The organism is Paenibacillus terricola (assembly GCF_014779765.1).
GTDB classification, from domain to species: domain Bacteria; phylum Bacillota; class Bacilli; order Paenibacillales; family Paenibacillaceae; genus Paenibacillus_T; species Paenibacillus_T terricola.
In genome coordinates this window covers 904,206-929,697 of sequence record NZ_JACXZA010000003.1, presented here as the reverse complement: position 1 = coordinate 929,697, position 25,492 = coordinate 904,206, and the positions used below count along the sequence as shown (strand labels likewise).

17 protein-coding genes are annotated in these 25,492 nt (G+C 53.1%); 15 read left to right on the top strand and 2 right to left on the bottom strand.

Annotated elements, in window-relative coordinates; all coding sequences use genetic code 11:
- The first annotated feature begins 4 nt into the window (after nt 1–4).
- The 12 genes from H8B09_RS15935 (at nt 5) to H8B09_RS15880 (ending at nt 14,746) form a co-directional block, all read left to right on the top strand.
- Nucleotides 5–1,396 (top strand): polysaccharide pyruvyl transferase family protein, encoded by a 1,392-nt coding sequence (locus tag H8B09_RS15935; RefSeq protein ID WP_191204480.1) that lies wholly within the window; start codon nt 5–7, stop codon nt 1,394–1,396.
- Entirely contained in the window at nt 1,393–2,523 is a 1,131-nt protein-coding gene (locus H8B09_RS15930; protein ID WP_191204479.1) for a glycosyltransferase family 1 protein, read from the top strand. The genes H8B09_RS15935 and H8B09_RS15930 overlap by 4 nt, the downstream gene beginning before the upstream one ends.
- Complete coding sequence (locus H8B09_RS15925; RefSeq protein ID WP_191204478.1) at nt 2,513–3,823, top strand: hypothetical protein; 1,311 nt, start codon at nt 2,513–2,515, stop codon at nt 3,821–3,823. The genes H8B09_RS15930 and H8B09_RS15925 overlap by 11 nt, the downstream gene beginning before the upstream one ends.
- Nucleotides 3,813–4,439 carry an acyltransferase gene (locus H8B09_RS15920; RefSeq protein WP_224753631.1) on the top strand — a complete coding sequence of 209 codons (627 nt, stop codon included), beginning with the start codon at nt 3,813–3,815 and terminating at the stop codon, nt 4,437–4,439. The genes H8B09_RS15925 and H8B09_RS15920 overlap by 11 nt, the downstream gene beginning before the upstream one ends.
- An 88-nt stretch (nt 4,440–4,527) precedes the next feature.
- Nucleotides 4,528–5,754, top strand: coding sequence for a glycosyltransferase (locus H8B09_RS15915; RefSeq protein WP_191204477.1), 1,227 nt, complete (start codon nt 4,528–4,530; stop codon nt 5,752–5,754).
- Nucleotides 5,754–6,785, top strand: coding sequence for an NAD-dependent epimerase (locus H8B09_RS15910; RefSeq protein ID WP_191204476.1), 1,032 nt, complete (start codon nt 5,754–5,756; stop codon nt 6,783–6,785). Before H8B09_RS15915 ends, H8B09_RS15910 begins: the two co-directional genes overlap by 1 nt.
- Entirely contained in the window at nt 6,782–8,572 is a 1,791-nt protein-coding gene (locus tag H8B09_RS31285) for a sugar transferase (protein WP_191204475.1), read from the top strand. The genes H8B09_RS15910 and H8B09_RS31285 overlap by 4 nt, the downstream gene beginning before the upstream one ends.
- Nucleotides 8,566–9,225, top strand: a complete 660-nt coding sequence (locus tag H8B09_RS15900) for an acetyltransferase (RefSeq protein WP_224753630.1) — start codon at nt 8,566–8,568, stop codon at nt 9,223–9,225. Before H8B09_RS31285 ends, H8B09_RS15900 begins: the two co-directional genes overlap by 7 nt.
- A gap of 75 nt (nt 9,226–9,300) precedes the next feature.
- Entirely contained in the window at nt 9,301–10,488 is a 1,188-nt protein-coding gene (locus tag H8B09_RS15895) for a DegT/DnrJ/EryC1/StrS family aminotransferase (RefSeq protein WP_191204474.1), read from the top strand.
- Nucleotides 10,489–11,162: 674 nt separating this feature from the next.
- Nucleotides 11,163–12,065: a UTP--glucose-1-phosphate uridylyltransferase GalU gene (gene galU, locus H8B09_RS15890; protein ID WP_191204473.1), complete on the top strand. Its 903-nt coding sequence runs from the start codon at nt 11,163–11,165 to the stop codon at nt 12,063–12,065.
- 2 nt (nt 12,066–12,067) lie between these two features.
- Nucleotides 12,068–13,411: a UDP-glucose 6-dehydrogenase TuaD gene (gene tuaD, locus H8B09_RS15885; protein ID WP_191204472.1), complete on the top strand. Its 1,344-nt coding sequence runs from the start codon at nt 12,068–12,070 to the stop codon at nt 13,409–13,411.
- Nucleotides 13,412–13,831: 420 nt separating this feature from the next.
- Nucleotides 13,832–14,746: a hypothetical protein gene (locus H8B09_RS15880; RefSeq protein ID WP_191204471.1), complete on the top strand. Its 915-nt coding sequence runs from the start codon at nt 13,832–13,834 to the stop codon at nt 14,744–14,746.
- A 72-nt stretch (nt 14,747–14,818) separates the two neighbouring features.
- Here the strand turns inward: H8B09_RS15880 and H8B09_RS15875 are convergent, their stop codons facing one another.
- Both H8B09_RS15875 and H8B09_RS15870 read right to left on the bottom strand, forming a co-directional pair.
- The gene (locus H8B09_RS15875) at nt 14,819–15,403 is read right to left on the bottom strand and encodes a thioredoxin family protein (protein WP_191204470.1); all 585 of its coding nucleotides are present in this window, start codon (nt 15,401–15,403) and stop codon (nt 14,819–14,821) included.
- Nucleotides 15,404–15,438: 35 nt separating this feature from the next.
- Nucleotides 15,439–16,269: an AraC family transcriptional regulator gene (locus H8B09_RS15870; protein ID WP_191204469.1), complete on the bottom strand. Its 831-nt coding sequence runs from the start codon at nt 16,267–16,269 to the stop codon at nt 15,439–15,441.
- A gap of 336 nt (nt 16,270–16,605) precedes the next feature.
- On the opposite strand from H8B09_RS15870, the gene H8B09_RS15865 reads away from it, so the two are divergent.
- The 3 genes from H8B09_RS15865 (at nt 16,606) to H8B09_RS15855 (ending at nt 25,487) form a co-directional block, all read left to right on the top strand.
- On the top strand, nt 16,606–17,889 hold the full coding sequence (locus H8B09_RS15865) for a Gfo/Idh/MocA family oxidoreductase (protein WP_191204468.1): 1,284 nt from the start codon (nt 16,606–16,608) through the stop codon (nt 17,887–17,889).
- 426 nt (nt 17,890–18,315) lie between these two features.
- Entirely contained in the window at nt 18,316–19,506 is a 1,191-nt protein-coding gene (locus H8B09_RS15860; protein ID WP_191204467.1) for an RCC1 domain-containing protein, read from the top strand.
- 62 nt (nt 19,507–19,568) lie between these two features.
- The gene (locus tag H8B09_RS15855; RefSeq protein ID WP_191204466.1) at nt 19,569–25,487 is read left to right on the top strand and encodes an RCC1 domain-containing protein; all 5,919 of its coding nucleotides are present in this window, start codon (nt 19,569–19,571) and stop codon (nt 25,485–25,487) included.
- Nucleotides 25,488–25,492 lie beyond the last annotated feature (5 nt).

Here is a 25,492-nt window from a genome sequence, read left to right as displayed (position 1 = left end):
AGCAATGAAGACCGTATTGCTTGCGGGCGTTCCGCAATCGCCGAATTTGGGGGACGGGCTCATCGCCCTGACACTGAATCGGCTGATCGCGATGCGGGGAACCCATCGCGTCATTCATTTCGATCTGCTTCATGGACAATGGGAGGCAGACGAGAGCCATATTGCCGCAGCGGACTCGGCGCGGCTGCAAGCAGCGTCTGGCGCAGAAACGTTCTCGTCGTCTTCGATGACAGGATCGCTGCCGAAGAGGACGAGGGAAGAAGGTACCGCGGGACGGCCTCAACTTGCCGATATCCAAGCGAATGCCCGAATCCGCTTGAACGCGTCGGGAGCGTCCAAGCGGATGACACCGGATACGCTTAGGCGCTGGAAGGCTTATTGGCTCGATAAGCGCCGCAATGCCAAGCTGAATGAGCCGCTAAGGAAGGCGGTAGCGCAAGCTGATGCGGTGTTCATCGGAGGCGGTCATCTGCTCATCGACACCTACTGGACGTTCCCGCTTGCCATCCGCCGGATCGCGGCTGAGGCCAAGCGGCAGCGCAAGCCGCTGCATCTCCTGCTCGTTGGAGCGCGTGGGCCTTGGAGTCGTCAGGCATCCCGTTGGCTGCTTGACGCTTGCCGATATGCAGCGACCATTGCGGTGCGCGATGAGGACTCGCTAAGCTTCCTGCTGGGAATGGATCCATCGCTAGCTGCCAAGACGGTTGCGCTGGCGGATCCCGCGCTCTATACGCCGGAGACGTTTGGTCTGCCGGCAGCAGGTGCGCAACAGCAGCAAGCAGGATATCCGATGGGGCGTTCGGCAGCGCATCCGGTGAAGCCATCATCTGCTTGGCCCAAAGGCGGCGCCAGCAGACGTCCTGTCGTAGGGCTTGGCATTATGGACCCTAACGAGATGAACCGCCACTGTCCGTATCGATGGGAGCGCGAGGCTTGCGCGGCCTGGTGGCAAAGCGCCGCTGAGACGCTGGCAGCGCGAGGCTGTGAGGTGCGGCTGTTCACGAATGGAGCGGCAACTGACAACGCGTTCGTGGAGCAGTATGTGAAACCGTTGTGCGAAGAAGTACAGCATACTACCGTGATGCGTTATCCAACAACGGTTGGGCAACTGATGGACAGCATAGCGGACTGCGATGTGGTCATTGCCCAGCGGCTGCATGCTTGCATTCCAGCGCTTGCGCTTGGCAAGCCGACTTACGGCATTATATGGGACCGGAAGCTGGAAAATATTTTTGCAGAGCTCAATCTGGCGGAGCAGTTGATAGACTTCCGCATTCCCGCTGAGAGAACGATAGGCTCAGTCGGACTCGACGGCCTGCTGCCCGATGCGTTCCTTCCTGCATTGGAACGGAAGAAGCGGGAGCTGTTCGAGCATATCGGGAGCATACTGCCATGAACAATAAACGCAAAGTGCTGCATGTCGTCGGCAAAATGCATCCAGGCGGCATTGAATCGCTCTTGATGAATGTGTATCGGCATATTGATCGGCGCCGGTATGAGTTCCACTTCGCCGTGCAGTCCCCGGAGCCGGCGTTCTATGACGCGGAAATTCGCGAGCTTGGCGGCCGACTGTTCGTCCAGCCGCCGCCTAGCCAAGGACTGGCTGCATTCCGCCGCACCTTCGAGGAGAACGTCGAGCAAAACGGGCCTTATGATGCGATTCACAGCCATGTATTCGGTTTTAGCGGCTACATCCTCAAGCTGGCGAAAGGACTGGGCATTCCGGTTCGAATCGGTCACAGCCACAATACGAACGACAGTAAGCAGACATCTCTTAAGCGTCGCATTTATCGTATGTATATGCGGAGGCTTATGCGCCGCAACGCGACCCGAATGTTGGGATGCTCCAGAGACGCATGCGAATCGCTATTCGGACAGCAATGCTGGCAGGATGCACGCGTCGATGTATTCCCCAATGCGATTCCGCTGTCACCATTCGCAGGGCTGCCGATTGACCGCACCTTACTGCGCAGCCGTTTCGGTGCAGAGCCGGATGATTACTTGATCGGGCATATCGGACGGTTCAGTCCACAGAAGAATCATGTGCTGCTGCTGGATGCGTTCGCGCAGTTCGTCCGCATTCGCCCTAACGCCAGGCTGCTGTTGGTTGGCGATGGTCCGCTTCGGTCAGAGATGGAGCGCAAGGCAAAGTCGCTTGGTCTAGCGGAGCGCGTACAATTTCTCGGTCTGCGCAGCGATATCCCTGAACTGCTCGGCACGCTGGATTTGTTCGTTCTGCCGTCGCTGTACGAGGGGCTTGGCATCGTGCTGATTGAAGCGCAGGCCGCAGGTGTTCCTTGCCTTGTCTCTAGCAGCGTGCCGAAGGAAGCGGACTTGTCGCTTGGGATGCTGCAAAGGTTGGGAGCGGAGGAATCGCCCGAAAGTTGGGCGGATGTGATGGTCCAAATGGCGGCTTTGCAAGATGAAGTTCCGACTTGGTACGAGCGGGAATTTGCGCTTGGTCAACGCGGCTATGATATTCGTGTCGCGACAGCGGAATTGGAGCGGATGTATGAAGGGTGATTATGCTGCATCCCGCTCGACGGTCAGACATATGCTGCTGCTCGTCTACGTCATCGTATTGCCGATAGCGGGAAGATGGCTGTTCGAATGGGATGTCCGGATGGCGCTTGTTGCATTCTTCGCACTGCTGCTGCCGATGTTCGCCTTGCTTCGATGGCCTCATACGCCGCTGGCGCTGATGACGGGATTCATTCTGATGCTCGTCGGCAAGCTGACCTATGCGATTACGACGGATCCGCTGGCGGGGCCGGATGAAGTTCATTATTACGAGCAAGTAACGGGATTCGAGCGGCTGTCGCAGTTTCTGCCGTACGCGATGGAGCATTTTCAGACCCAATGGATGAACATATCGGCATACCCTGTCTTCGGATTGCTGTACATGCCTTTCTACAAATGGCTGCAGCTCGACGATCCGCTCGCCATCATATGGCTGAACACGGTGCTGCTTATGCTGACTGTGAACAGTACGTTCCAGCTGAATGATCGTTACTTCTCATACCCGCTTCCGGAAGAGGGCAAAGAGACGTTTGATCGGACGCTTATTTTTACACTGCTGGCGAGTCCGTCCATGATGTACATGTCTTCGCTGTTCGCGAAGGATGTAACCTGCGTCCTGCTTGGCTTGTATGGTGCAAGCCTTATGCTTCGTAGGAAATGGCTGCTCTTCGTTGTCATCATCGCTTATGCAACCGGACTGCGGGATTATGCGATCGTATATACGCTGTGCTTTTACTGGCTGTATTCTCGTCGACTGAAAGCTGCCATCGGTGTCATGGCCGTAGCTTGTGCGGTGATCGTATTGCAAATTGGTCCGCTCGGGCTGATCAATGCGGGGATGCTGACGATCTTTCTATTCATAAGCCCGAACCCGATCAATCTCAGCAACTGGGGGCCGGAGCTGATGCTGCGGACGGCGGAGGCGCTGCTCATGACGATCGTGCTCATCGCATCGGTTTATCAATTCGCTAGGCGCAAAGAGACGCGTCCATTCTATACGATCGCATTCATCCTTATGTTCACTTACGCCTGTGCACTCGTATTGGTCGGTTATGTAACGGTTATGGGGAGATCGCTCGAATACGGATTAGGGACGATCGGAGACAACATGGTGCGCAAGAAACTGCCGGTTATTCCGCTCATCTACACGATGTGTGCCTATACGTTTGCTTGGAGCGGAGGTTTGTCCATCTTTAAACGTCTGAAGATTCTGTCAAAATCATCGAAAGCCGTCATCATCGATCGGCTGCTGCCGCCAAGAAGCGGGTCAGAGCACAAAGGAGGCGCTGCCATTGAAAGGTAGAGGAAGAGACGCGTTTAGCAGGTTCCGTCCGTTGCTCCGAGTGATGGAGAAGCTGCTGGGTCTGCTTCCGAGGCCGCTGCAGAAGTGGCTGTGGACGCTCAGCGACTTGCTGCCCGACTTGCCGGGCATGGCACTGCGTTACTGCCTGCTTCGCAGACTGGCGCATCGATGCGGAGACAATGTGCTGATCGGAAGGGCGGTGGAGCTGCGGTATCCGGAACGCCTGTCGATCGGATCCAACGTCAGCATTCATAAGCAATGTTATGTGGATGCATATGGAGGTTTGACGATCGACGACGAGGTCTCGATCGCACATCAGACCTCGATCGTTTCGTTCCAACACACATGGAATGATGAGTCGCTGACGATTCGAGACAACCCGGTGGTTGGTGCGGCGATATCAATCGGACGGGATGTGTGGATCGGCTGCGGCTGCCGCATCTTGTCCGGGGTCAGCATCGGCAACCGTTCAGTAGTCGCGGCAGGCGCGGTCGTAACGAAATCAGTGCCTGCCGGCATGCTGGCGGTTGGCATTCCGGCCCGGCCTGTGAAGTCGATTGGCTGTACGGAGCGGGCGGGCGAATCTTCGGTTGCTGGTACAGCTGCCGTGGAATAAGCACTTAAGTATAAGGATGGTTCCTTCGTGATCAAAAGCGGACTTTTTGAACTGCCTTTTATACAAACCAATAAGGAGGCGCTGCAAAATGCATGTAGTTTGGGCGCATGACCATACGTTTTATTTCAATGAATCAGGCAAATTTTATTCCGGCGGCAAGCTGCCTTATACAGTATGGGAGCGGTATTTGAACGTGTTCGACCGACTGACGGTCGCTTGCAGAGGCAAGCGGACGCCGGTCGATGCGGATATGTCGGGCAAGACGTTGTCGAGCGGACCCAACGTTGATTTCGTCGTTCTGCCTTCGCTCAGCAATCCGGTTAACAAGCTGACGAAGCGAGCATACGTCGAACAGACGCTGACGGATCAAATTCGCGAAGCGGACGCAGTCATTGCGCGCATGCCAAGCGAGATTGGGGCGGAGGCGATTCGAATCGCCAAGCGGCTTGGCAAGCCTTATGCGGTGGAGATGGTAGCGTGCGCATGGGACGGACTGTGGAATTATGGCAGTCTGCAAGGCAAGTTGTACGCCCCGCTCGCGTTATGGAAAAATCGCAGGCTCGTGAAGCATGCGCCGTTCGCGGTCTATGTGACGGAGCGTTTCTTGCAGGAAAGATACCCTTGTCCAAAAGGGCGTACGGCTTCTTGCTCCAATGTAGAGCTGCCTTCAGTAGGCGAAGAGGTGCTGCAGCAGCGGCTAGCTCGCATTCGGGGTGGCGAAGGACCTTTCACCATTGGCTTGATCGGCTCGCTTAATGGTCGTTCCAAAGGGATTGATATCGCTTTGCGAGCGATCGCTATGGCGAAGGCGCAGCTGCCGGAAGCGATCTCGTTCCGTGTGCTTGGGGATGGCAATGCTGCTCGCTGGCAGCAGCTCGCGGACAAGCTGGGCATTGGCGGGATCGTCTCGTTCGATGGCGTACTGCCTAGCGGGTCTGCGGTACATGAGTGGCTGGACAGCATCGATGTGTACATCCAGCCAAGCTTCCAGGAGGGGTTGCCGCGTGCCACGATCGAAGCGATGAGCCGCGGCTGCCCAACGCTGGGATCGACGGCGGGCGGCATCCCTGAACTGCTGGATCAGGAATGTCTGCATCGCCCGGGTCAAGCCGCAGCACTGGCTAGGCAGCTGATTCGTTCGGCTGCGAGCGTCGATTGGCGCGTCGAACAAGCAGAACGCAATTTCAGCCTGGCAGGCGCTTATACGAAAGAACGGCTCGATGTGAAGCGGCATGTATTCTGGCGTGCATTCGGACATTACGTCCGAAGCGGAGAATCCTTATCTGAATTACGAACCGAAGGAGTGAATGCGTAATGGCGATTCTAGTAACGGGAGCGGCTGGTTTCATCGGCTCGCATGTATGTCATCGACTGCTGGACGAGCGCCAGCGAGTCATCGGTATCGATAATTTCAACGATTATTACGACGTCGGCCTGAAGCGAGACCGGTATGCGGCCTTGAAGGCACGGGACGGATTCATCGGCCACGAGCTTGACGTCGCTCGATATGAACCGCTGCTTGCCCTGATGAAGGAAGAGGGCGTAACGACGGTTATCCATTTGGCGGCGCAGGCGGGGGTACGATACAGCCTGACTAATCCTTTTGCTTATCTGGAATCGAATCTGACAGGTTTCGGGCATGTGCTGGAAGCTTGCCGTCAGACGGGCGTTCAGCATCTGATCTATGCTTCGTCGAGCTCGGTTTATGGGGCGAATGCCAAAATGCCGTTTGCCGTACATGACAATGTCGACCATCCTGTCAGTTTATATGCGGCAACCAAAAAAGCGAATGAGCTGATGGCGCATACCTACAGCCACTTGTATGGATTACCGACGACAGGACTTCGGTTCTTCACGGTATACGGACCGTGGGGCCGTCCGGATATGGCTTACTTCAGCTTCACGAAGCGTATTGCGGAAGGACAGCCTATTCAAGTATTCAATGGCGGCAACATGCTGCGCGACTTCACTTACATCGACGATATCGTAGAGGGCATCCGCCGTCTGATCGACAAGGCGCCGCAGCCTGATCCGGAATGGGACCGCTTCAAGGCGGACCCGGGCTCCAGCTACGCGCCATATAAGATTTACAATATCGGCAATAATCGGCCAGTGGAGCTGATGACGTTCATTAAGACGATCGAAGAAGCACTGGGACGTAAAGCTAAGATTGAATATATGCCGATGCAGCCTGGCGACGTACAGGCAACATTCGCTGACATCGACGATCTGTCCGCTGCTATCGGGTTCCGTCCTGTAACGACGATCGAGGAAGGCATCGGCCGGTTCGTCGATTGGTACAAGTCTTACTACGGCATTTCGGTTCAGAAGGCGGTAACCTCATGAGACGGGTCGCCCATATTTGCACTTCCGGCATCAGCCACCACATTATGGGCGATAAGCTGCGACTGCTGCAGCAAGAAGGCTGGGATGTGACTTTCATTACCTCGACGGAAGGCACGAACTCGAGCATTCGTGCGGCTTACCCGTTCCGGTGGGAGCATATTGCGATGGAACGCTCGATCAAGCCGCTCACGGATCTTGCCTCTATCGTCGCGATGTATCGATTGTTCCGGAAGGAGCGCTTCGACGTTGTACATACCCATACGGCCAAAGCGGGCTTAATCGGACGAGTTGCGGCGAAGCTGGCGCGTGTGCCGGTCGTTATGCATACAAGCCATGGCTTGCCATTCTATGAAGGGCAGCCGAAACGTGCCTATTGGCTCTATCGCATGCTCGAGAAGCTGGCTGCGCGATTCTGTGACGCTCTTGCCTCGCAGAACGGGGCAGACGCAGATACGCTGCGTAAGCTGGCTCCTTGGCGGCCTGTCTACACAGAAGGAAATGGCGTAGATCTGGACCGGCTTGACGCCGCAGCTGCCCAAGCTGACGAGGAACGACTGGCTATGCTTCGGGAAGCGTATGGCTTATCAACGGATAAACCGCTGCTCTTCGTCGCTGCCCGCTTCGAGCCCGTCAAGGATCACGATCTGCTGCTGGATGCGCTGAAGCGGGTCAAGCAGGAAGGCCGGCTTCACTGGACGACAGTTCTTGCTGGGCAGGGTCCGCTGGAGGAGCAGGTACGGGGAAGATTGCAGTCAGAGGGCTTGGCAGAGGATATCGTCATCGTTGGCCAACAGTCTACGATCATCCCTTGGCTTACGATGGCGGATGCCGTTGCCCTGACATCGGAGAAGGAAGGGATTCCGCGTTCCATCATGGAAGCGATGGCGCTGGGCAAGCCGGTAGTCGCTACGGATGTGCCTGGCACACGGGAGCTAGTTGTGCATGGAGAGACCGGGCTGTTGGCGGAATACCGGGACGCAGACAAGCTAGCTCAAGCACTTGGTGAGGTTATGCATTCGAAGAGCAAGCGCAGCCAGTACGGTGCGGCTGGAAGAGTGCGTATTGCATCTGCCTTCACCGAGAAGATCGTTGTGCAACGATTGCTGCGCATGTACCGCGAAACAGGCAGAAGGAAACAACGGGAGCGCGGCTTGCGCAACCGACTGCGTGCAGCTGCGAAGAGAGCTTTCGATCTGGTCGTTAGCGTACCTGCATTTATTGTGCTGCTGCCTGTATATGGCATTGTTGCCTTGCTCGTCAGACTGAAGCTTGGATCGCCGGTGTTGTTCCGACAGCAGCGTCCCGGCAGGCATGGCAAGCCGTTCATGATGCATAAGTTCCGTACGATGACCGATGCAACCGATGCGTCCGGTCGGCTGCTGCCAGACGAAGTGCGGCTTACGACATTCGGCCGAATCCTTCGCAAGCTGAGCCTTGATGAGCTGCCGCAGCTGCTTAACGTCATTCGGGGAGATATGAGTCTAGTAGGGCCTCGGCCCTTGTTGATGGAATATATGGCGCTTTACACCGAAGAACAGGGACGCCGTCACGACGTACGGCCAGGCATTACCGGCTTGGCGCAGGTGAACGGCCGTAACGAACTGTCCTGGGAAGAGAAGTTTAAGCTCGATGTCGACTACGTTGATCGTCAATCTCTAGGTCTGGATCTCCGCATCCTTGTCATGACCGTAGCTAAGGTGTTGAAGCGGGAAGGCATCGCACAGCCGGGCAAGGCGACGATGACACGGTTCACAGGCGAACGCGAGGTAGGCGGTGTGCGATGGTAATGCATCATTACTCGGAGAAGCGGCCCATAATCGTCATCGGTCAAGGCGGCCATGGGCGCGTAATCATGGAGATCGTGCGTGTATCGCCGCAATATCGGTTGACGGCTATCGCCGATGATCGTTATTCGGAAGTCACCTTATGCGCCGGTCTGCCTTACGGTCCGATTGGCTCAGTTCCTCTCATGCTGGAGGATGAACCAACTGCTCAGGTCGTGATTGGCATTGGCGATAACAAGATCCGCCGGGCGGTCGCAGAACGGCTTGGCCTTGCAGATCTCAGCTATGCGGCGCTTGTTCATCCCGGCGCACATGTAGCGGGTGACGTACGACTTGGACCAGGCGCAGTTGTCATGCCAGGCGCGGTCATCGGTCCGGGCGCCGTCATTGGTGCGCACGCCATCGTAAACTCCGGCGCTGTAGTCGAGCATGATGCGATCGTTGGTCCGTTCGCGCATGTTTCTCCGAACGGAACGTTGGCCGGCGCCGCTTCCATAATGGAAGGCGCGCATGTTGGGAGCGGAGCCGTTCTAATCCCCGGCGTCCGGTTAGGGCATTGGTCGGTCCTTGGTGCAGGCGGTGTCGCCATTCGCGACGTACCGGATGCTACGACAGCCGTTGGCGTTCCGGCGCGGGCCATACCACACAATGTTTAGCTATAACGGTGAGCGGCTGCAGAGCATCCGAACAGCAAGGCTTTTACTTTGACATAGTCAATGGAGGGATTATTTATGAATCAACGCATCTTCTTATCGCCGCCGCATATCGGGGAGGCGGAAGCGGGCTTCGTCGCGGAAGCGTTCGAGAGCAACTGGATCGCGCCGCTAGGTCCCAATGTAGATGCGTTCGAGCAGGAGCTTGCCTCCTACGTCGGGGCGCAAGGCGCCGTGGCGCTCTCTTCTGGTACGGCGGCGATTCACCTGGCGCTCAAGCTGCTTGGCGTCTCGCGAGGCGACTTCGTGTTCGTCTCGTCGCTTACGTTCATTGCGAGTGTCAATCCCGTACTATACGAAGGGGCGGAGCCGGTCTTCATCGATGCCGATGAGACAACTTGGAACATGTCGCCGCGAGCGCTTCAGCGCGCGCTGGAGGATGCGAAGCGTGCAGGTAAGCTGCCCAAGGCGGTTATTGTTGTCAGTCTGTATGGGCAAAGCGCTGACATGGGGGCAATCGCTGAGTTGTGCGAACATTACGGCGTTCCGATCTTGGAGGATGCGGCGGAATCGCTGGGTGCGACATACCGAGGTTCTGCGAGCGGTACATTCGGACAGTTCGGCATCTATTCCTTCAACGGGAACAAAATTATGACGACTTCCGGCGGCGGCATGTTGGTGGGGCAAGATCTCGAGGCGTTGAAGCTTGCCCGGTTCTGGGCCACGCAATCAAGGGATCAGGCGCTTCATTATGAGCATTCGCAGCTTGGCTTCAACTACCGGATGAGCAACGTGCTCGCCGGTATCGGGCGGGGACAACTGCAGGTGCTGGACAGCCGCATCGAAACAAGGAGAGCCATCTTCGATCGTTATGCTGCAGCTTTCTCTGATACGGAGGGCGTCAGCTTCATGCCGGAAGCTGCCTACGGCCGCTCGACCCGCTGGCTTACGGCGATGACGCTTGATCCGAAGGCAACGGGCACAACGCCGGAAGCGTTGGTCCATGCGCTTGCGGAAGCGAACATTGAAGCACGGCCGGTATGGAAGCCGATGCATCTGCAGCCTTTGCTTCGTGAATATGCCTATTATCCTGATCTGGACATCCCGCTGGGCAGCGTGTCGGATCAGCTTTTTGCCACAGGAATCTGCTTGCCGTCTGGATCGTCATTAACGCTGGAGCAGCAGAATCGCGTTATTGATTGCATTCAGAGCCATCTGTCGGACAGCCACAGACTTGCAAGCATGCTTGCTGCGAATGGCGGTTAAATTCAGCTCGATTTAGCGAATAAATCCACATAGGTGGGGTGCACAAGTGCACCTACGCATCGCCGAGAGAACCGCATCGGTCTGCGAAGGTGCAGAAATGCACCTACGATCGGTCGAATGCGGCGAATCATCACTCATAGATGCACAAGTGCACCTACGCATCGCCGAGAGTACCGAATCGGTCTGTGAAGGTGCAGATATGCACCTACGGTCGGCCGAATGCGGCGAATCATCTTACATAGGTGCACAAGTGCACCTACGCATCGCCGGGAGAACCGCATCGGTCTGCGAAGGTGCAGAAATGCACCTACGATCGGCCGAATGCGGCGAATCATCTTACATAGGTGCACAAGTGCACCTACGCATCGCCGAGAGTACCGAATCGGTCTGTGAAGGTGCAGAAATGCACCTACGATCGGTCGAATGCGGCGAATCATCACTCATAGGTGCACAAGTGCACCTACGCATCGCCGAGAGTACCGAATCGGTCTGTGAAGGTGCAGATATGCACCCACGATCGGTCGAATGCGGCGAATCATCACTCATAGGTGCACAAGTGCACCTACGCATCGCCGAGAGTACCGAATCGGTCTGTGAAGGTGCAGATATGCACCTACGATCGGGAACGCGATGAATCCTATCAACTAACTAATCCAACTAAGGGGGATCTTCCCATGAAAGTGCGCAAAGCGATCATTCCAGCAGCCGGTCTCGGCACGCGGTTCCTGCCCGCGACGAAAGCACAGCCGAAGGAGATGCTTCCAATCGTCGACAAGCCGACGATTCAATACATAATCGAAGAGGCGATCGCCTCCGGCATTGAGGATATTCTTATCGTCAGCGGTCGCGGCAAGCGGGCGATCGAGGACCATTTTGACAAAACATTCGAGCTTGAAGACGCCCTATCCAAGAAAGGCAAGTCCAAGGAGCTGGAGCAGATCCAGCGCATCTCCGAGATGGCGAACATCCATTATATTCGGCAAAAGGAACCTCGCGGCCTTGGACACGCCATCTGGTGCGCGCGCAGCTTCGTCGGGGATGAGCCGTTCGCCGTACTGCTGGGTGACGATATCGTACAGTCGGACGAGCCTTGCCTGGGTCAGTTGATTCGCGTGTATGAGCGTTACTCCTCGTCGATCGTAGGCGTGCAGCGGGTAAGCGATGACGATGTTTCCAAATACGGCATTATCGCGCCGCGCGGCTCGTCGATCGAACCATCGGTCTTCTTCCTCGACGGACTTGTCGAGAAGCCGTCCCGCAAGGCGGCGCCGTCCAATTATGCGATTATGGGGCGGTACGTGCTGACGCCGGATATCTTTGAAATCTTGGAAAATCAAGAGCCGGGCGCAGGCGGCGAGATTCAGCTGACCGATGCAATCAAAAAGCTGAACGACCGCAAGACGGTGCTCGCTTATAACTTCGATGGCGTCCGTTATGACGTCGGCGACAAATTTGGGTTCATTCGCGCAACGCTCGACTTCGCTCTGCAGCGGGAGGACCTGTCGAACGATGTGCTCAATTACGTTCAAACGGTTTATGAGAAGCATTTTTCGATTCTGAATAAGGTGGCGAAGTAACGATGCGGAACATAACGGTTATCGGAACGGGATATGTCGGGCTCGTATCGGGTTCTTGCTTCGCGGAAGTAGGCAACCGAGTGATCTGCTGCGATGTCGATGAGCGCAAAATCAACATGCTGCAAAGCGGCGTTGTGCCGATCTATGAGCCGGGGCTCGAGGATATGGTTGCGCGCAACAAGGAGCAGGGACGGCTGCATTTTACGACGGATGTAGGGGCTGCAATTGAAGCCTCGGACATCGTCTACATTGCGGTTGGCACGCCGATGTCGGAGACGGGCGAAGCGGATATGCGGTACGTCATGTCAGCGGCGAAGAAGATTGGCGAGCATCTGAATGGCTACAAGATTATCGTGAACAAAAGCACCGTGCCCGTAGGGACTGGCGAGCTCGTGCGTGAAGTCGTACAGGCGAATAAGATGGCGCCATGGGCGACGTTCGATGTCGTGTCGAACCCAGAGTTTCTGCGCGAAGGCTCCGCATTGTCAGATTGTATGAACATGGACCGCGCCGTTGTTGGTTCGGACAATCCTGAGGCGGCAAGCGCGATTGCTGAGCTGCACGCACCGTTCAATACGCGGGTCTTCATGACCGATCTCGAAAGCGCGGAGATGATCAAATATGCGGCGAACACGTTCCTCGCAACGAAGATTTCGTTCATTAATGCGATCGCGAACATTTGTGAGCGGGTTGGCGCGAACGTGAGCGATGTAGCTGAAGGTATGGGGATGGATAGCCGGATCGGCGGCAAATTCCTGCAAGCGGGCATCGGCTACGGCGGTTCTTGCTTCCCGAAGGATACGTATGCGCTTGCTCACATCGCGGACAAGTCCGGCTATGAATTCGAGCTGTTGAAGTCGGTCATTCGAACGAATCAGAAGCAGCGGATGTTAGTGGTGGACAAGCTTCGCGAAGCGATTGGATCGCTCGCAGGCAAGCGCATTGCGGTGCTGGGTCTGGCATTCAAGCCTAATACGGACGATATGCGTGAGGCGCCTTCGCTTACGATCGTGCCGGAGCTGCTGCGCGCGGGTGCATCGATTCGGGCGTACGATCCAATCGCGGCCGAAGCGGCAAGCCGATTGCTGTCGGACGAGGTGATGTATGCCGATTCGGTGGAAGCGGCGGTCGTTGGCTGCGATGCGTGCGTCATTCTGACGGAATGGAGCGACGTTGTTGGCATGTCGTTGGCTCAGGTGCGTACGCTGCTGGCCAAGCCGATCATCATTGACGGCCGCAACTGCTTCAGCCTGGATGAGATGGAGCGGGAAGGCTTCGTCTACCACTCCATTGGCCGCAGGCCGATCGGCGCCGTGAATGCGGAGCGGCAGTCGGTTAATTTCTGACCACATAAGAATTTATAAGTTTCCGGTGTTATTAGGAAAGGTCAAATTCTTATTGGCGATAAAACCTGCCTTATGCTTACGAAGCTGCTTTGCTCCGCAAATCTGTAGGTCGCCCATCTTCGAAAGGCCTCAATAGAGGTTTTCTCACCGAAAGGGGGTGAACGATTGCAGCAGTTGTCTTCTATGGAGGGCAATTGTGTTGAGCTGGAAGATTAGGACGCCGTAAGGGGGCGTTCGGGTTGTAACGCCACACCTGACGTTGTGAGGCGTTGTTGAAAGGGCGGTACAACACTCGTTGCAAGGCATTACAAGGATGGAGCAAGGGCGCATCCAGCCTGACAATAGCAGCGAATGATGAACCGACGCACAAGCTATCGATGGCAGCGGGCCCCCCTTGGACTCCAAGGAAGGATGGTTACAATGCGTAAACCTATACGCGGATTAATTGCGCTGACTGTTGCAGCAGCGCTTGTGCCGGCGATGTCGGTGCAAGCCGCTTCGCCGTTTAAGACGGTGATTGCTTCGGTTGTGTCCAATCATGCCTCATCGACTGGATCGATCGTGTTCGGATCGATTAGTTTAGGGAAGCTGAGCGTTCAGTCTCCGCTTGAGCTGCTGAAGCAAAGCGCTGCGGAAAAGCAGAACGGCAAGGACAAGGACAATGGCAAGGACAACGGCAAGGACAATGGCAAGGACAATGGCAAGGGCAACGGTAACGGCAATAACGGAAACAACGGAAACAACGGAAACAACGGAAACAACGGAAACAACGGCAACAACGGGAATGGCAATGGTAACGGTAATGGCAACAGCAATGGCAATAACGGAAACAACGGAAACAACGGGAATGGTAATGGTAACGGTAATGGCAACAGCAATGGCAATAACGGAAACAATGGCAACAATGGAAACGGTAATGGCAATAGCGGAAATAACGGCAATGGTAACAACGGCAATGGTAACGGCAATAACGGAAACAACGGTAATGGTAACGGAAATGGCAATGATCTAGAGCAAATTAAGAAAGAGCAAGCGATTTATAACGACACGGGCTATACGCTCGTTAAGCTGCGCAATGCGTGCCAAGCGGAGTTGACCGATTATGCGGTGCAATTCACGACATTGACAACCACGCACGAGAAGACAGTCCTGTATAAAACGGCAAGCGATGCGTTCACGTCGTGCACATCCCAATACCGCACGGTAATGGATGATGCCATCGCGAAGCTTTCAGCGATCGGTGGAGACCCAGCGCTGTTGGAGCCAATGCAGACGCGTTATCAGGAAGAAATCGTCGAGGGTCGTGCACAGTTGAAGGCCATCGTCGGCAAGTAATGGGAGTAACATGAAGAAGGGATATCCGACAGCAGTTGCTGTATGGATATCCCTTTTCTAATACACATCGCATTACAACACGAGATCGCAAGCCTCTACCGGCATCCAATGCTCGTCTTGTCCGTCCCACTTCACGTTGCAGCCGATCGGATTCGTCAATGCCACCGACACCGGTTGTCCGCTTGTCAGCTCAGCTAACGCATTGTCGAGGTCGTTGACCGTCATGCGCGTCGTGTCGCGCGGATAGTCGACGCCGCGCCCCGTGTACACAAGCTTGCGTTCCTGATCAAACACATAGAAATGCGGCGTTCGCAGCGCGCCATACGATTTGGCTACGTCCTGCGAATCGTCACGCAGATATTTCCATGGGTACCGTTTCTCTTCCATCCGTGCCACCATATGCTCGAACGAGTCGAGCGGTTTCGTAGCGACGCTGTTGCTGTTTATACCGACGAATGCGACACCGAGGTCCGCATACTTCTCGGCGGTTGCGCGTGTTACCTCATCAGAGCCGACGACATAAGGACAATGATTGCAGGTGAAGAAGACGACGAGCACCGGCACATCTCTGAAATCAGCGAGCGAATACGTATTGCCGTCTGTTGCAGGTAGTGTGAAATCTGGTGCTTGTTGGCCAAGCTGCAAGGTGAATGACATTGTGAATCCCTCCTTTTCCCATTCGTATTCGACCCTTATCGCTGTAATTCCTTCCGGTATTTGAGCGGAGTCATCCCTGTATGCTTACGGAATGTATGTTGAAAATGGGACAAGTTCCCGAAGCCCGAAGCTTCGGCGATCTCGAGCACCTTCTGGTCGGTTGTGCGAAGCAATTCCTGTGCGCGCCGAATACGGACGAGTTGGACGAATTCGGAATAGGTGAAGCCGGTCGAACGACGGAATAGCCGACTTAGATGCGAAGGGCTGAAGTAAAACTGTTGGGCAATCTCATCAAGCCCTAGCGGTTCCTCGCAGTGGCTTAAGATATAATCAATGACGGGCTGGATGCGGCCTTCCGTTACAGTTGCCGGGACCGGATGCAGCGCATGTTCTTCGCTATGACGCTTCATTGCACGTCCGACGGTCAGAAGCAGCTGCGACAACAAGGCATGCAGCATAGGCTCGCGTGCAGGCTTGCGGCTGATGAATTCGTCGCACATTTGCACGAGTAAGCGTTCAATCTCTACCTGATCTTCCCCGATGAGCGGAAGCAGCGGCGACGGCATGCGGAAAGCCTCGAGATGCAGCGGCATGACATGCATGCTGAGCTGCAGGAAAGATAGCGAGAATTGAACAAGAATTCGTTCATGACCGGATGCATCCGGATCATCAATCGTGCGGTGAATGACGCCCGGCGGTATAAGCACAAGCGTGCCGGGCGTGACGCCATAGGTCTGATCGCGAACGAAATAACGCCGACCGCCGGAGATGAGATAATACATTTCGAATGTATCTTCCATTTGGTTCGCCATCGTGAACGGGTGCTGACGCGCGATCCGTTCGACGAACAGTAACTGCTCGTTCATGGTGACACTCCCTTGCGCGAATGAACTGCAAACAAATAAATAGAATTACAACTTCTCTCTCATAGGAGCATAATAACACACTTTCTTAATTATTTGAGCGGAATACGATTAGAAAATGGTTCATATATGCTTTAGGATGAAGGTAATGAAAGCGAATGCATATTAGAAATGAAATTATAGCGAATGCTTCCGATGTGGCTTTTGCTGCATCTCATCCGAATTATTCGGATGAAGCAGACGCAAAACCTAAGCGAACGCTTCCGATGCGGCTTTTGCTGCATTCCATCCGATAGATTCGGATGAAGCATACGCAAAACCTTTAGGAGGGTCTCCGAGATGACGAAGAAGAAGTACGTACTGGTAGGCTGCGGTAGCCGCAGCGAAATGTTCTATGGTGCGCTGGCACGCGATTTCCGCGAGACGTCGGAGTTTCTGGCATTTTGCGATATTAACCGAACGAGAATGGCGCTTGCGAACCGTTACCTGCGCGAGAAGTACGATCACCCAGAAGTCGCGACCTACGGTGCGGATGCATTCGATACGATGATTGAAGAGCAGAAGCCGGACGTTGTTATCGTGACGACGGTCGACCGTCTGCACCATCACTATATTATTCGTGCAATGGAAGCGGGCTGCGACGTTATTAGCGAGAAGCCGATGACGGTCGACGACGAGAAGTGTCGTGAAATTATGGAGACGGTTGAGCGTACAGGCCGCAAGCTTCGTGTCACGTTCAACTATCGTTATGCTTCGTACCATTCCCGCATCAAAGAACTGATTATGTCGGGTGTAATCGGCGACGTCAACTCCGTTCACTTCGAGTGGCTGCTCAACACGGTGCACGGCGCGGATTACTTCAGAAGATGGCATCGTGACAAAAGAAACAGCGGCGGCCTGCTCGTCCATAAGTCGACGCACCACTTCGACCTCGTTAACTTCTGGCTCGGCACGTATCCAGAGACCGTATTCGCATTCGGCGATCTACGCTTCTATGGCCGCGAGAACGCGGAGAAGCGTGGTGTAACGGAGTTCTATCAACGCGCATATGGCAGCGAAGCAGCGAAGGAAGATCACTTCGCGCTGCATCTCGACCAGAACGAGAATCTGAAAGCGATGTACCTCGATGCGGAGCATGAGGACGGCTACCAACGCGATCAAAGCGTATTCGGCGATGGCATCAACATCGAAGACACGATGGGCGTAACGGTGCGCTATCGTAATAAAGCGATTCTTACGTACTCGCTTAATGCATACATGCCGTGGGAAGGCTTCAACGTTGCGTTCAACGGCAGCAAAGGCCGGATCGAACTCAAGGTTGTTGAAACTTCCTACGTAAACGGCGGCGGCGACAAAGCGCTCGAAGGCGCGGCGGTTGGTTCGAGCATCATCGTGTTCCCAATGTTCGGAGAGCCTTACTCGGTTGAACTCGAGAAAGCCGCAGGCGGCCATGGCGGCGGCGACCCTGTCCTGCTGAACGACCTGTTCGGCGTTCCGGCACCGGATCCATTGAAACGCGCAGCATCGCACGTCGACGGCGCCATGTCCATCATGACCGGCATCGCCGCGAACCAATCGATCCGCACCGGCCTCCCGGTACGGGTGGCGGACTTGTTGAAGTAGAAGATAGAGATAAAGGATCGTGTCAATAGGGGATAGGTAGAAGGTTAAATATAGAGCCCAAAGAAGCGTAAGGTGCTTCTTTGGGCTTTTTTTGTCGTGAGAAGCAATATGCGGTCAGGTGTCATAAATAAGTACTCTACCAATTGTAAAAACTTCGTTTCGGGAATGAAAAGCTCAATTATTTGTCGGATTATTAATGAAAATGGGATTCCTCAATGAAATTTAGGAGAGAATTAATGACATTCTACAAAATATTACAAAAATATCGATTTACATAAATATCGAATTCTTGTAGTATTATCTGGCAATTTGTCAATTAAAGTTAATTAATCCCGTGAAATAAGGTGGGTGGTGGGGTTACGTTAAGACAGAGAAGTTATGGCGTCATTAGTAATAGAAATAATTCATAGAGGAGAGTTGAGTTCAATGAGTTGGAGAAGATCGATAGGTTTGGTACTGATGGCGCTAATCATTTTGCAGGTTATGTCTGTTCATGCAAAATCCGGGCGCGCGGATGCGTCTGCTTTGCAGTTCGTACAACCCAACGGAATCGCGGCTGGAGTCAATTATTCGCTATTCTTAAGAAACGATGGGGCAGTCATGTCAGTCGGCCTCGGTAATTATTATGAGCTTGGAACAGGGAATTCATCTCAATCCAGCCTGCAAGTAATTCCTAATATAAGCAATGTTGTATCGGTTGCTTCCGGAGGGACGTATGCTTCCTATGCATTAATGAGCGACGGCACCGTCAAATCGTGGGGATACGGCAATAGCAATTATGCACTTGGTTTTCCAGACTCTGCGTCAAGAATCACGCCGACAATCATTCCGGGCTTATTGAATGTCGTTCAGATAACAGCGGGAAGCGGATTCGCCGCTGCGCTGCTAAGCGACGGAACGGTCAAAGTATGGGGAAAGAACAGCTATGGACAACTCGGATTAGGAATGACAAGCACGGTGACATCTCCTACTGCGATTCCAGGCCTTACTGGCGTCAAACAGATAGCGGCGGGAAATAGCTTTATGCTCGCGTTAATGAATGATGGAACAGTTAAGAGTTGGGGATACAACAGTTCAGGTCAATTGGGATTAGGCGATAGTGCCATGAGGCTGACGCCGACAGCAGTGTCTGGACTTATGAACGTCATGCAGATTGCTGCAGGAGCCTATCATAGCCTTGCCGTTCTCAATGACGGAACAGTGAAGACATGGGGAAGCAACAGCTTTGGAGAGCTCGGACTCGGGAATACGACGACCATGTACAAGCCGACTGTCGTGCCTGGTTTGACGAGTGTGTCGCATATTACAGGTGGTTATTACAACAGTATTGCGACGATGTCCGATGGTACCGTTAAGAGCTGGGGATATAACACATATGGTCAAGCTGGAACAGGTACGACATCGACCTCCTATACACCAACCCTTCTAGCATCGGAATCTAACATTAAATATGCAGTAACGAGCATGTATAATGGCTTCTCTTTCTTGGTCCCTAGTGATTATTCCGTCAAGGCGATGGGATACAACGGCAATTATCAGCTTGGATTATCCGACTCCTCGAATCGGTTGATCCCGACTCTGGTCTCGAATTTGCAGTTAATCGGCGTTCCTCTATAGATATAAAGCGCTTGAGGTGAACTATTGATGAACGAAATAGGTGCAGAGGAGAGCTGAGTCATTTGAATTGGAGAAAATCGATTAGTTGGGTACTAGCTATACTAGTAATTGTTCAGAGCATGTCTTTCTTTGCCAAACCAGATCGAGCAGAAGCGGCAATCAGCGGAAAGTTCGTACAACCGAACGGAATAGCTGCCGGTAGCAATTACACGCTGTTCGTTCGCAATGATGGAAAAGTCATAACTGTCGGTTATGGCAATAATTATGAGCTTGGAACAAATTCAACGTACATTACGGCACCACAAGAGATTCCGAATCTAGACAATGTCGTTTCTGTAGCTTCGGGTGGGACTTCCTCATATGCATTAATTAACGATGGCACCGTCAAATCATGGGGATATGGAGGTAGCTATCAGCTTGGATTTCCCGATACGTCAACAAGATACACGCCAACGACCATTCCGGGATTGTCGAATGTTGTTCAGATCATGGCAGGAAACGGGTTCGCCGCTGCGCTGCTGAGTGATGGAACGGTCAAGATATGGGGAAATAACGGCTATGGACAGCTTGGATTAGGAACGACGTATACGGCGACATCGCCTACATTGGTTCCTGGTCTGACCGATGTCAAACAAATAGCGGCAGGTAACAATTTCATGCTTGCTCTGTTAAATGACGGGACAGTTAGGAGTTGGGGATATAACGGCAATGGTCAATTAGGCTTAGGTCATAATGCGATGTCAATGACACCGACACTTGTACCTGGACTGACGGACGTCATGCAGGTTGCAACTGGAAGCTACCACAGCCTCGCTGTTCTCAATGATGGAACGGTAAGGACTTGGGGGAGCAATGTCTACGGAGAGCTTGGGCTTGGAAATACGACGGCAATGAACACGCCGTCTGTCGTGCCTGGATTGACAGGTGTGACGCAAATTACCGGCGGTAATTATAACAGCATCGCTACACTGTCTAATGGTACCGTAAAAACCTGGGGCTATAACTATTATGGTCAAGCAGGAACAGGAAACACATCGACCTCTTATACGCCGATCACTCTAGCATCGGAGTCTAATATTAAATATGCGGTAACCAGCATGTATAATAGCTTCTCCTTCCTAGTCTCCAGTAATTATTCCGTCAAGGCGATGGGATATAACAGCTACTATCAACTTGGACTGTCAGATTCTACGAATAGGTTAGTTCCAACACTGGTCCCTAACTTGCAGTTGATTGGCGTTCCGCTCCAAATGGAAGTTCTTGATGCGGACAGACTCAATACGATGAATGTTTACGCAGGTTTCTCCTCTTATCATGCATCGTTATATGCAGGTGGAACTTTGAAAACTTGGGGATATAACAATTACGGGCAGCTAGGAATCGGCGATACGCTGAACAGGAGCACCCCCGTGAACGTATCAGGAATCGGGAATGTTAGGCAAATCGTCGAAGGTGCTTATTTTACGGCAGTGCTGCTTGAAGATGGCACCGTTAAGAGCTGGGGATACAATGCTTATGGACAGCTGGGTTTAGGTGATACAACTAATAGGACGGCGCCGGCTGTAGTAACGGGCTTAAGCGGTGTGAAGCAGCTGGCCGCTGGCACAAGCTTCGCGTTGGCTCTCATGCAAGACGGTTCAGTGAAGTCGTGGGGATTTAACGGCTATGGTCAAGCAGGGATTAATGATACTACAAGCCGTTATTCGCCTACAGCAATTGAATTAAGCGGAGTAAAGCAGATTGCGGCCGGCGGAAACTTCTCGCTGGCGCTCATGCAGGACGGAACGGTCAAAGCATGGGGATACAACACTAACGGTCAATTGGGACTGGGCGATACAACATCGCGTTTAGTACCGACCAACATTCCCGGGCTAACAAGTGTTAGCCAAATTTATGCCGGGGAATCGTCTGTGTATGCAATTCTTGCTGATGGGACCGTTAAGGTGTGGGGTTATAACGTTTATGGTCAGTTAGGATTGGGGGATACGGCTAATCGATTAAACCCAACTACTTTATCGGGATTAACGAGTGTCGCGCAAATCGCAGCGGGCAACTATTACGCTCTAGCAGTGCTAATGGATGGTTCTATGAAGGGATGGGGAGACAATTTCAGTGGTCAATTAGGGTTAGGTCATACAACACAGCAATTATCTCCAGTATCCATTCCGAATGTGGGTAATGTAAAACAGGCAGTTGCAGGATACAACTTCTCAGTCGCCGTGACGACGGACGGACAAATTAAATCTTGGGGAGATAACGGTTATGGTCAGTTAGGACTCGGCGATACTTCTAGTCGTAAGAATCCGGTGAAAATTGCCATTGACGGGACAGTCAAGCAAATGCTGGCTACAGGTAACTCCAGCTACACCTTGCTGAGTGACGGATCGATTCGAGTGTGGGGATTAAATTCCGACGGTCAACTAGGGCTTGGCGATACAACCAATCGGTTAAGTCCGACAACCATAACAGGAATAGCAAATGTTAAGCAGTTTGCAGCTTCCTCCTCCCATGTGCTTGCGCTGTTATCAGATGGAACCGTAAAGGCTTGGGGCAATAACTCGTATGGCCAGCTTGGAGTGGGCGATACAACGAGTCGACTATCGCCCATACAGATTAGCGGTCTTTCCAATGTCAAAGCCGTTGCTGCAGGAACAAACTTTTCCGTTGCGTTATTGAGTGATGGAACTGTAAAAACATGGGGATATAATGCCTCAGGACAGCTTGGTCTAGGGGACACGACTAACCGAAACGTGCCTGTAGTAATGACAGGAATGATCGGTGTTCAGCAAATTTTCGCTGGTGGATCTATTGCCTTTGCATGGATGGGGGATGGAACGATCAAAGGATGGGGGAGCAATGAGAGTGGTCAGCTTGGAGTTGGTGATACTTCCGTACGAACCTCACCGACGGTTATTGCGGGCTTGAACGACGTGAAACAACTTGCAATTGGATCGAACTATACCATGGCATTAGCCTATGATGGTACGGTTAAGGTGTGGGGATATAACGGATCCTATCAATTAGGAATTAGCGATGGGTTACAACGTACGACACCTACTGTCCTAACTAATTTGAGTAATGTAAAGCAACTCGCTGCGGGCAATTCGCATAGTTTTGCTATCTTAGATGATGGTTCTGTTAAGGGATGGGGCTTTAACGTTTATGGACAGTTGGGATTCGGAGACACAACAACGAAGAGTATTCCGACAACGGTTCTGAGCTTGTCTGATGTTGCCCAAATAGATGCAGGCGCATCACATACGCTGGCTTTACTTAATAACGGAACTATACAGGAATGGGGATACGACTATTCGGGTAATCGCTTAAGCCCGGAAGTTGTGAAGTTCACCGAACGCATTGTCGCGCCAAGTGTACGGCTATCAGGCACGGTCGGAACGACCGTCTCGGTAAGCTATTATGTCGACAATGAGCAAATACCAAGAGAGACGAGAAACGTTAAGCTTACGGGATCAGTCGATCAAATCAATTTCGAACGATTCGATGCCGGACAGCTCTCGGATGGCGCTCACACGTTAAAGTTTCAAGTGAGCGATGGGCTGCAGAAACTGACAAAGACCCAATCCTATTCGGTTGATAACGTGAGTAAACAACGCAAATACGAGATTACACCAACAGCGAGCAGTATTCAAGTAACGGCGACAACTGCAGATTCGTCCGTTCCGATTCGAATTACGATTAACACAAGCGTATCAAGCTGGTATAACAACCAAGCCACCTATACCATAAGCGGGTTTAGTCCAAATCAAAAGATTCCCGTTAAGTTGGAATATAAGATAGCAGACGGTACGATAGCATCCGAATCTCTAACCACGTACACGCTTGCGGCAATTCCAACGCTTTCAACATCGTTGTTGTCGACGAGTAGCGTACAGTTGACCCTGTCCGATACGAACCCGACGAATACGGAATATCAAATTCTTGTCGGTAACAAAAGTTTAACGAGCGATGGCAAGCTGGGCTCCGGTGACGTCTGGATCACGATCCCGAGCAAGAAGATCACCATCACCGGCTTAACGGCAATGAAATCATACAAAATCCAAATCAAGACTAGAAACCAAGACGGCGTCGAGTCTGGTCCTTTGATCACAACGATCTCGACAGGTACTTCGGCTGCGCCTCCAGCAGCGCCGAAGAACGTAAAGGCGAAACCGGCCGTGTCCTCCGTGATAGTCTCTTGGCAGCCGGTAAGCGATGCTACGGGTTATCAGATTGAGGTGGACGGGAACGCAACGCTAGTAGATGTCGGCTCGAATCTGTCATATGTTCATAGCGGATTGACCGCCAATACGGTGCATACGTATCGCGTTCGCGCCATGAATGGAACAATCACTGGTGCGATGAGCGGGTTGGTGACCGCTCGGACTTTAATCGCTGTACCTATTGCACCAACAAGCATTACGGCAACTTCTACCGCTCGGACGGCAACGATCCAATGGGGTAGTGTTACAGGAGCGGTTGGATATGAAGTCGAATGGGATGGAGAGATTCAGAACAACGGAAACTTATTGTCTTTCAAAGCTGTCGATCTTCTTCCAGGATCGCAGCATGTATACCGAATCAGGGCATTTAATGCTGGAGGTAACGGCGTATGGACTGCGCTGAAGTCGATTACTACGACAACTAGCGCACCGAGTGTGCCAGGCGGACTAGCGGGTGAAGCGTCTGATAAGAAAGTGAATCTGACCTGGAACGCGGTTCCCGATGCTGTTTATTACGAGGTGGAAGCGGACGGCATCGTCTACAACAATAGCAACGCTAACTTCTCGGAAATGACAAGTCTCATCCCCGGTTCGACGCATCAATATCGGATACGCTCGGCGAATGAAATCGGCACTAGCGCATGGAGTACGGTGCTATCTCTAACGACTAACCAGCTTCCAACACCAAGCGGCGTCATCGATTATGTGCAGGATACGTCGATTCAGCTTGTATGGACGCCAGTCGAAGGCGCTTCGAGTTATACGGTCGAGTTCGATGGTGTTGCGACTTCTGGGCTTGGCTCACCTGCGTTTACGAAGAATAGCCTGCTTCCGGAAACAACACACACCTACCGTGTACGAGCGCAAGGAAACGCAGGGTTCAGTGGATGGAGCAAGACTGTGTCAACGAAGACACTGCCTGCCAAGCCGGCTGCACCAAGCGGGGTTAATGCTCTCGCAGGCAACAATTATATCACGATCAGTTGGAGCTCCGTATCGGGGGTGGCCAGCTATGATATCGAAATAGACGGCTTGGCGGTAATCGATAATTTCAATTCCACGACATATACGGATGCGATGCTCGATCCGTTCTCCCCGCATACATATCGAGTTCGCTCGAAGACGGATGCAGTCGTAGGGGACTGGACCGCGGTCATCGCGATGAGAACACTGCCAGAATCGCCGGGTCTCCCTGCGCATGTCGTGATCACATCGGCAGGCAGCATCGCCACCGTGAAGTGGGATGTCGATCCGACAGCTATTGGCTACGATATCGAGGTAGACGGACAAGTCATCGATCTTGGACTGAAGAATGAGTACCAGCATCGCCGCTTGGCGGCAGGTTCCGAGCACAAGTACCGCGTACGCGTTCGCAACCAAGCAGGTACGGGGGCATGGACGGGACTTATTATCAACAACGCGCTCACTGCCAGATTGACCAAGGCGAATACGGTCGACCTTGGTTTAGTGGCGAAGGACGTTATCGATTTCAGCCATTACACCTTGAAGGTGACGTATGATGCCAATGCTATCGATATCATCGACTTGTCGACGCTGACTGGTGCGCCAGAACTCACAACCGGGCCAATTCAAGGGACGGATATCGTCGTAACGGAATTCAAGCCTGGCGAAATTACATTCACAACGAACAAGGTCGTTAACCCTGGCGAATCGTGGAGCGGCGTTATTAACAGTATTAAGATGAAAGCCAAGTATACGGGAGGCTCATCGCTTTCCTACACGGTATATATCAACGGGTAATGTAG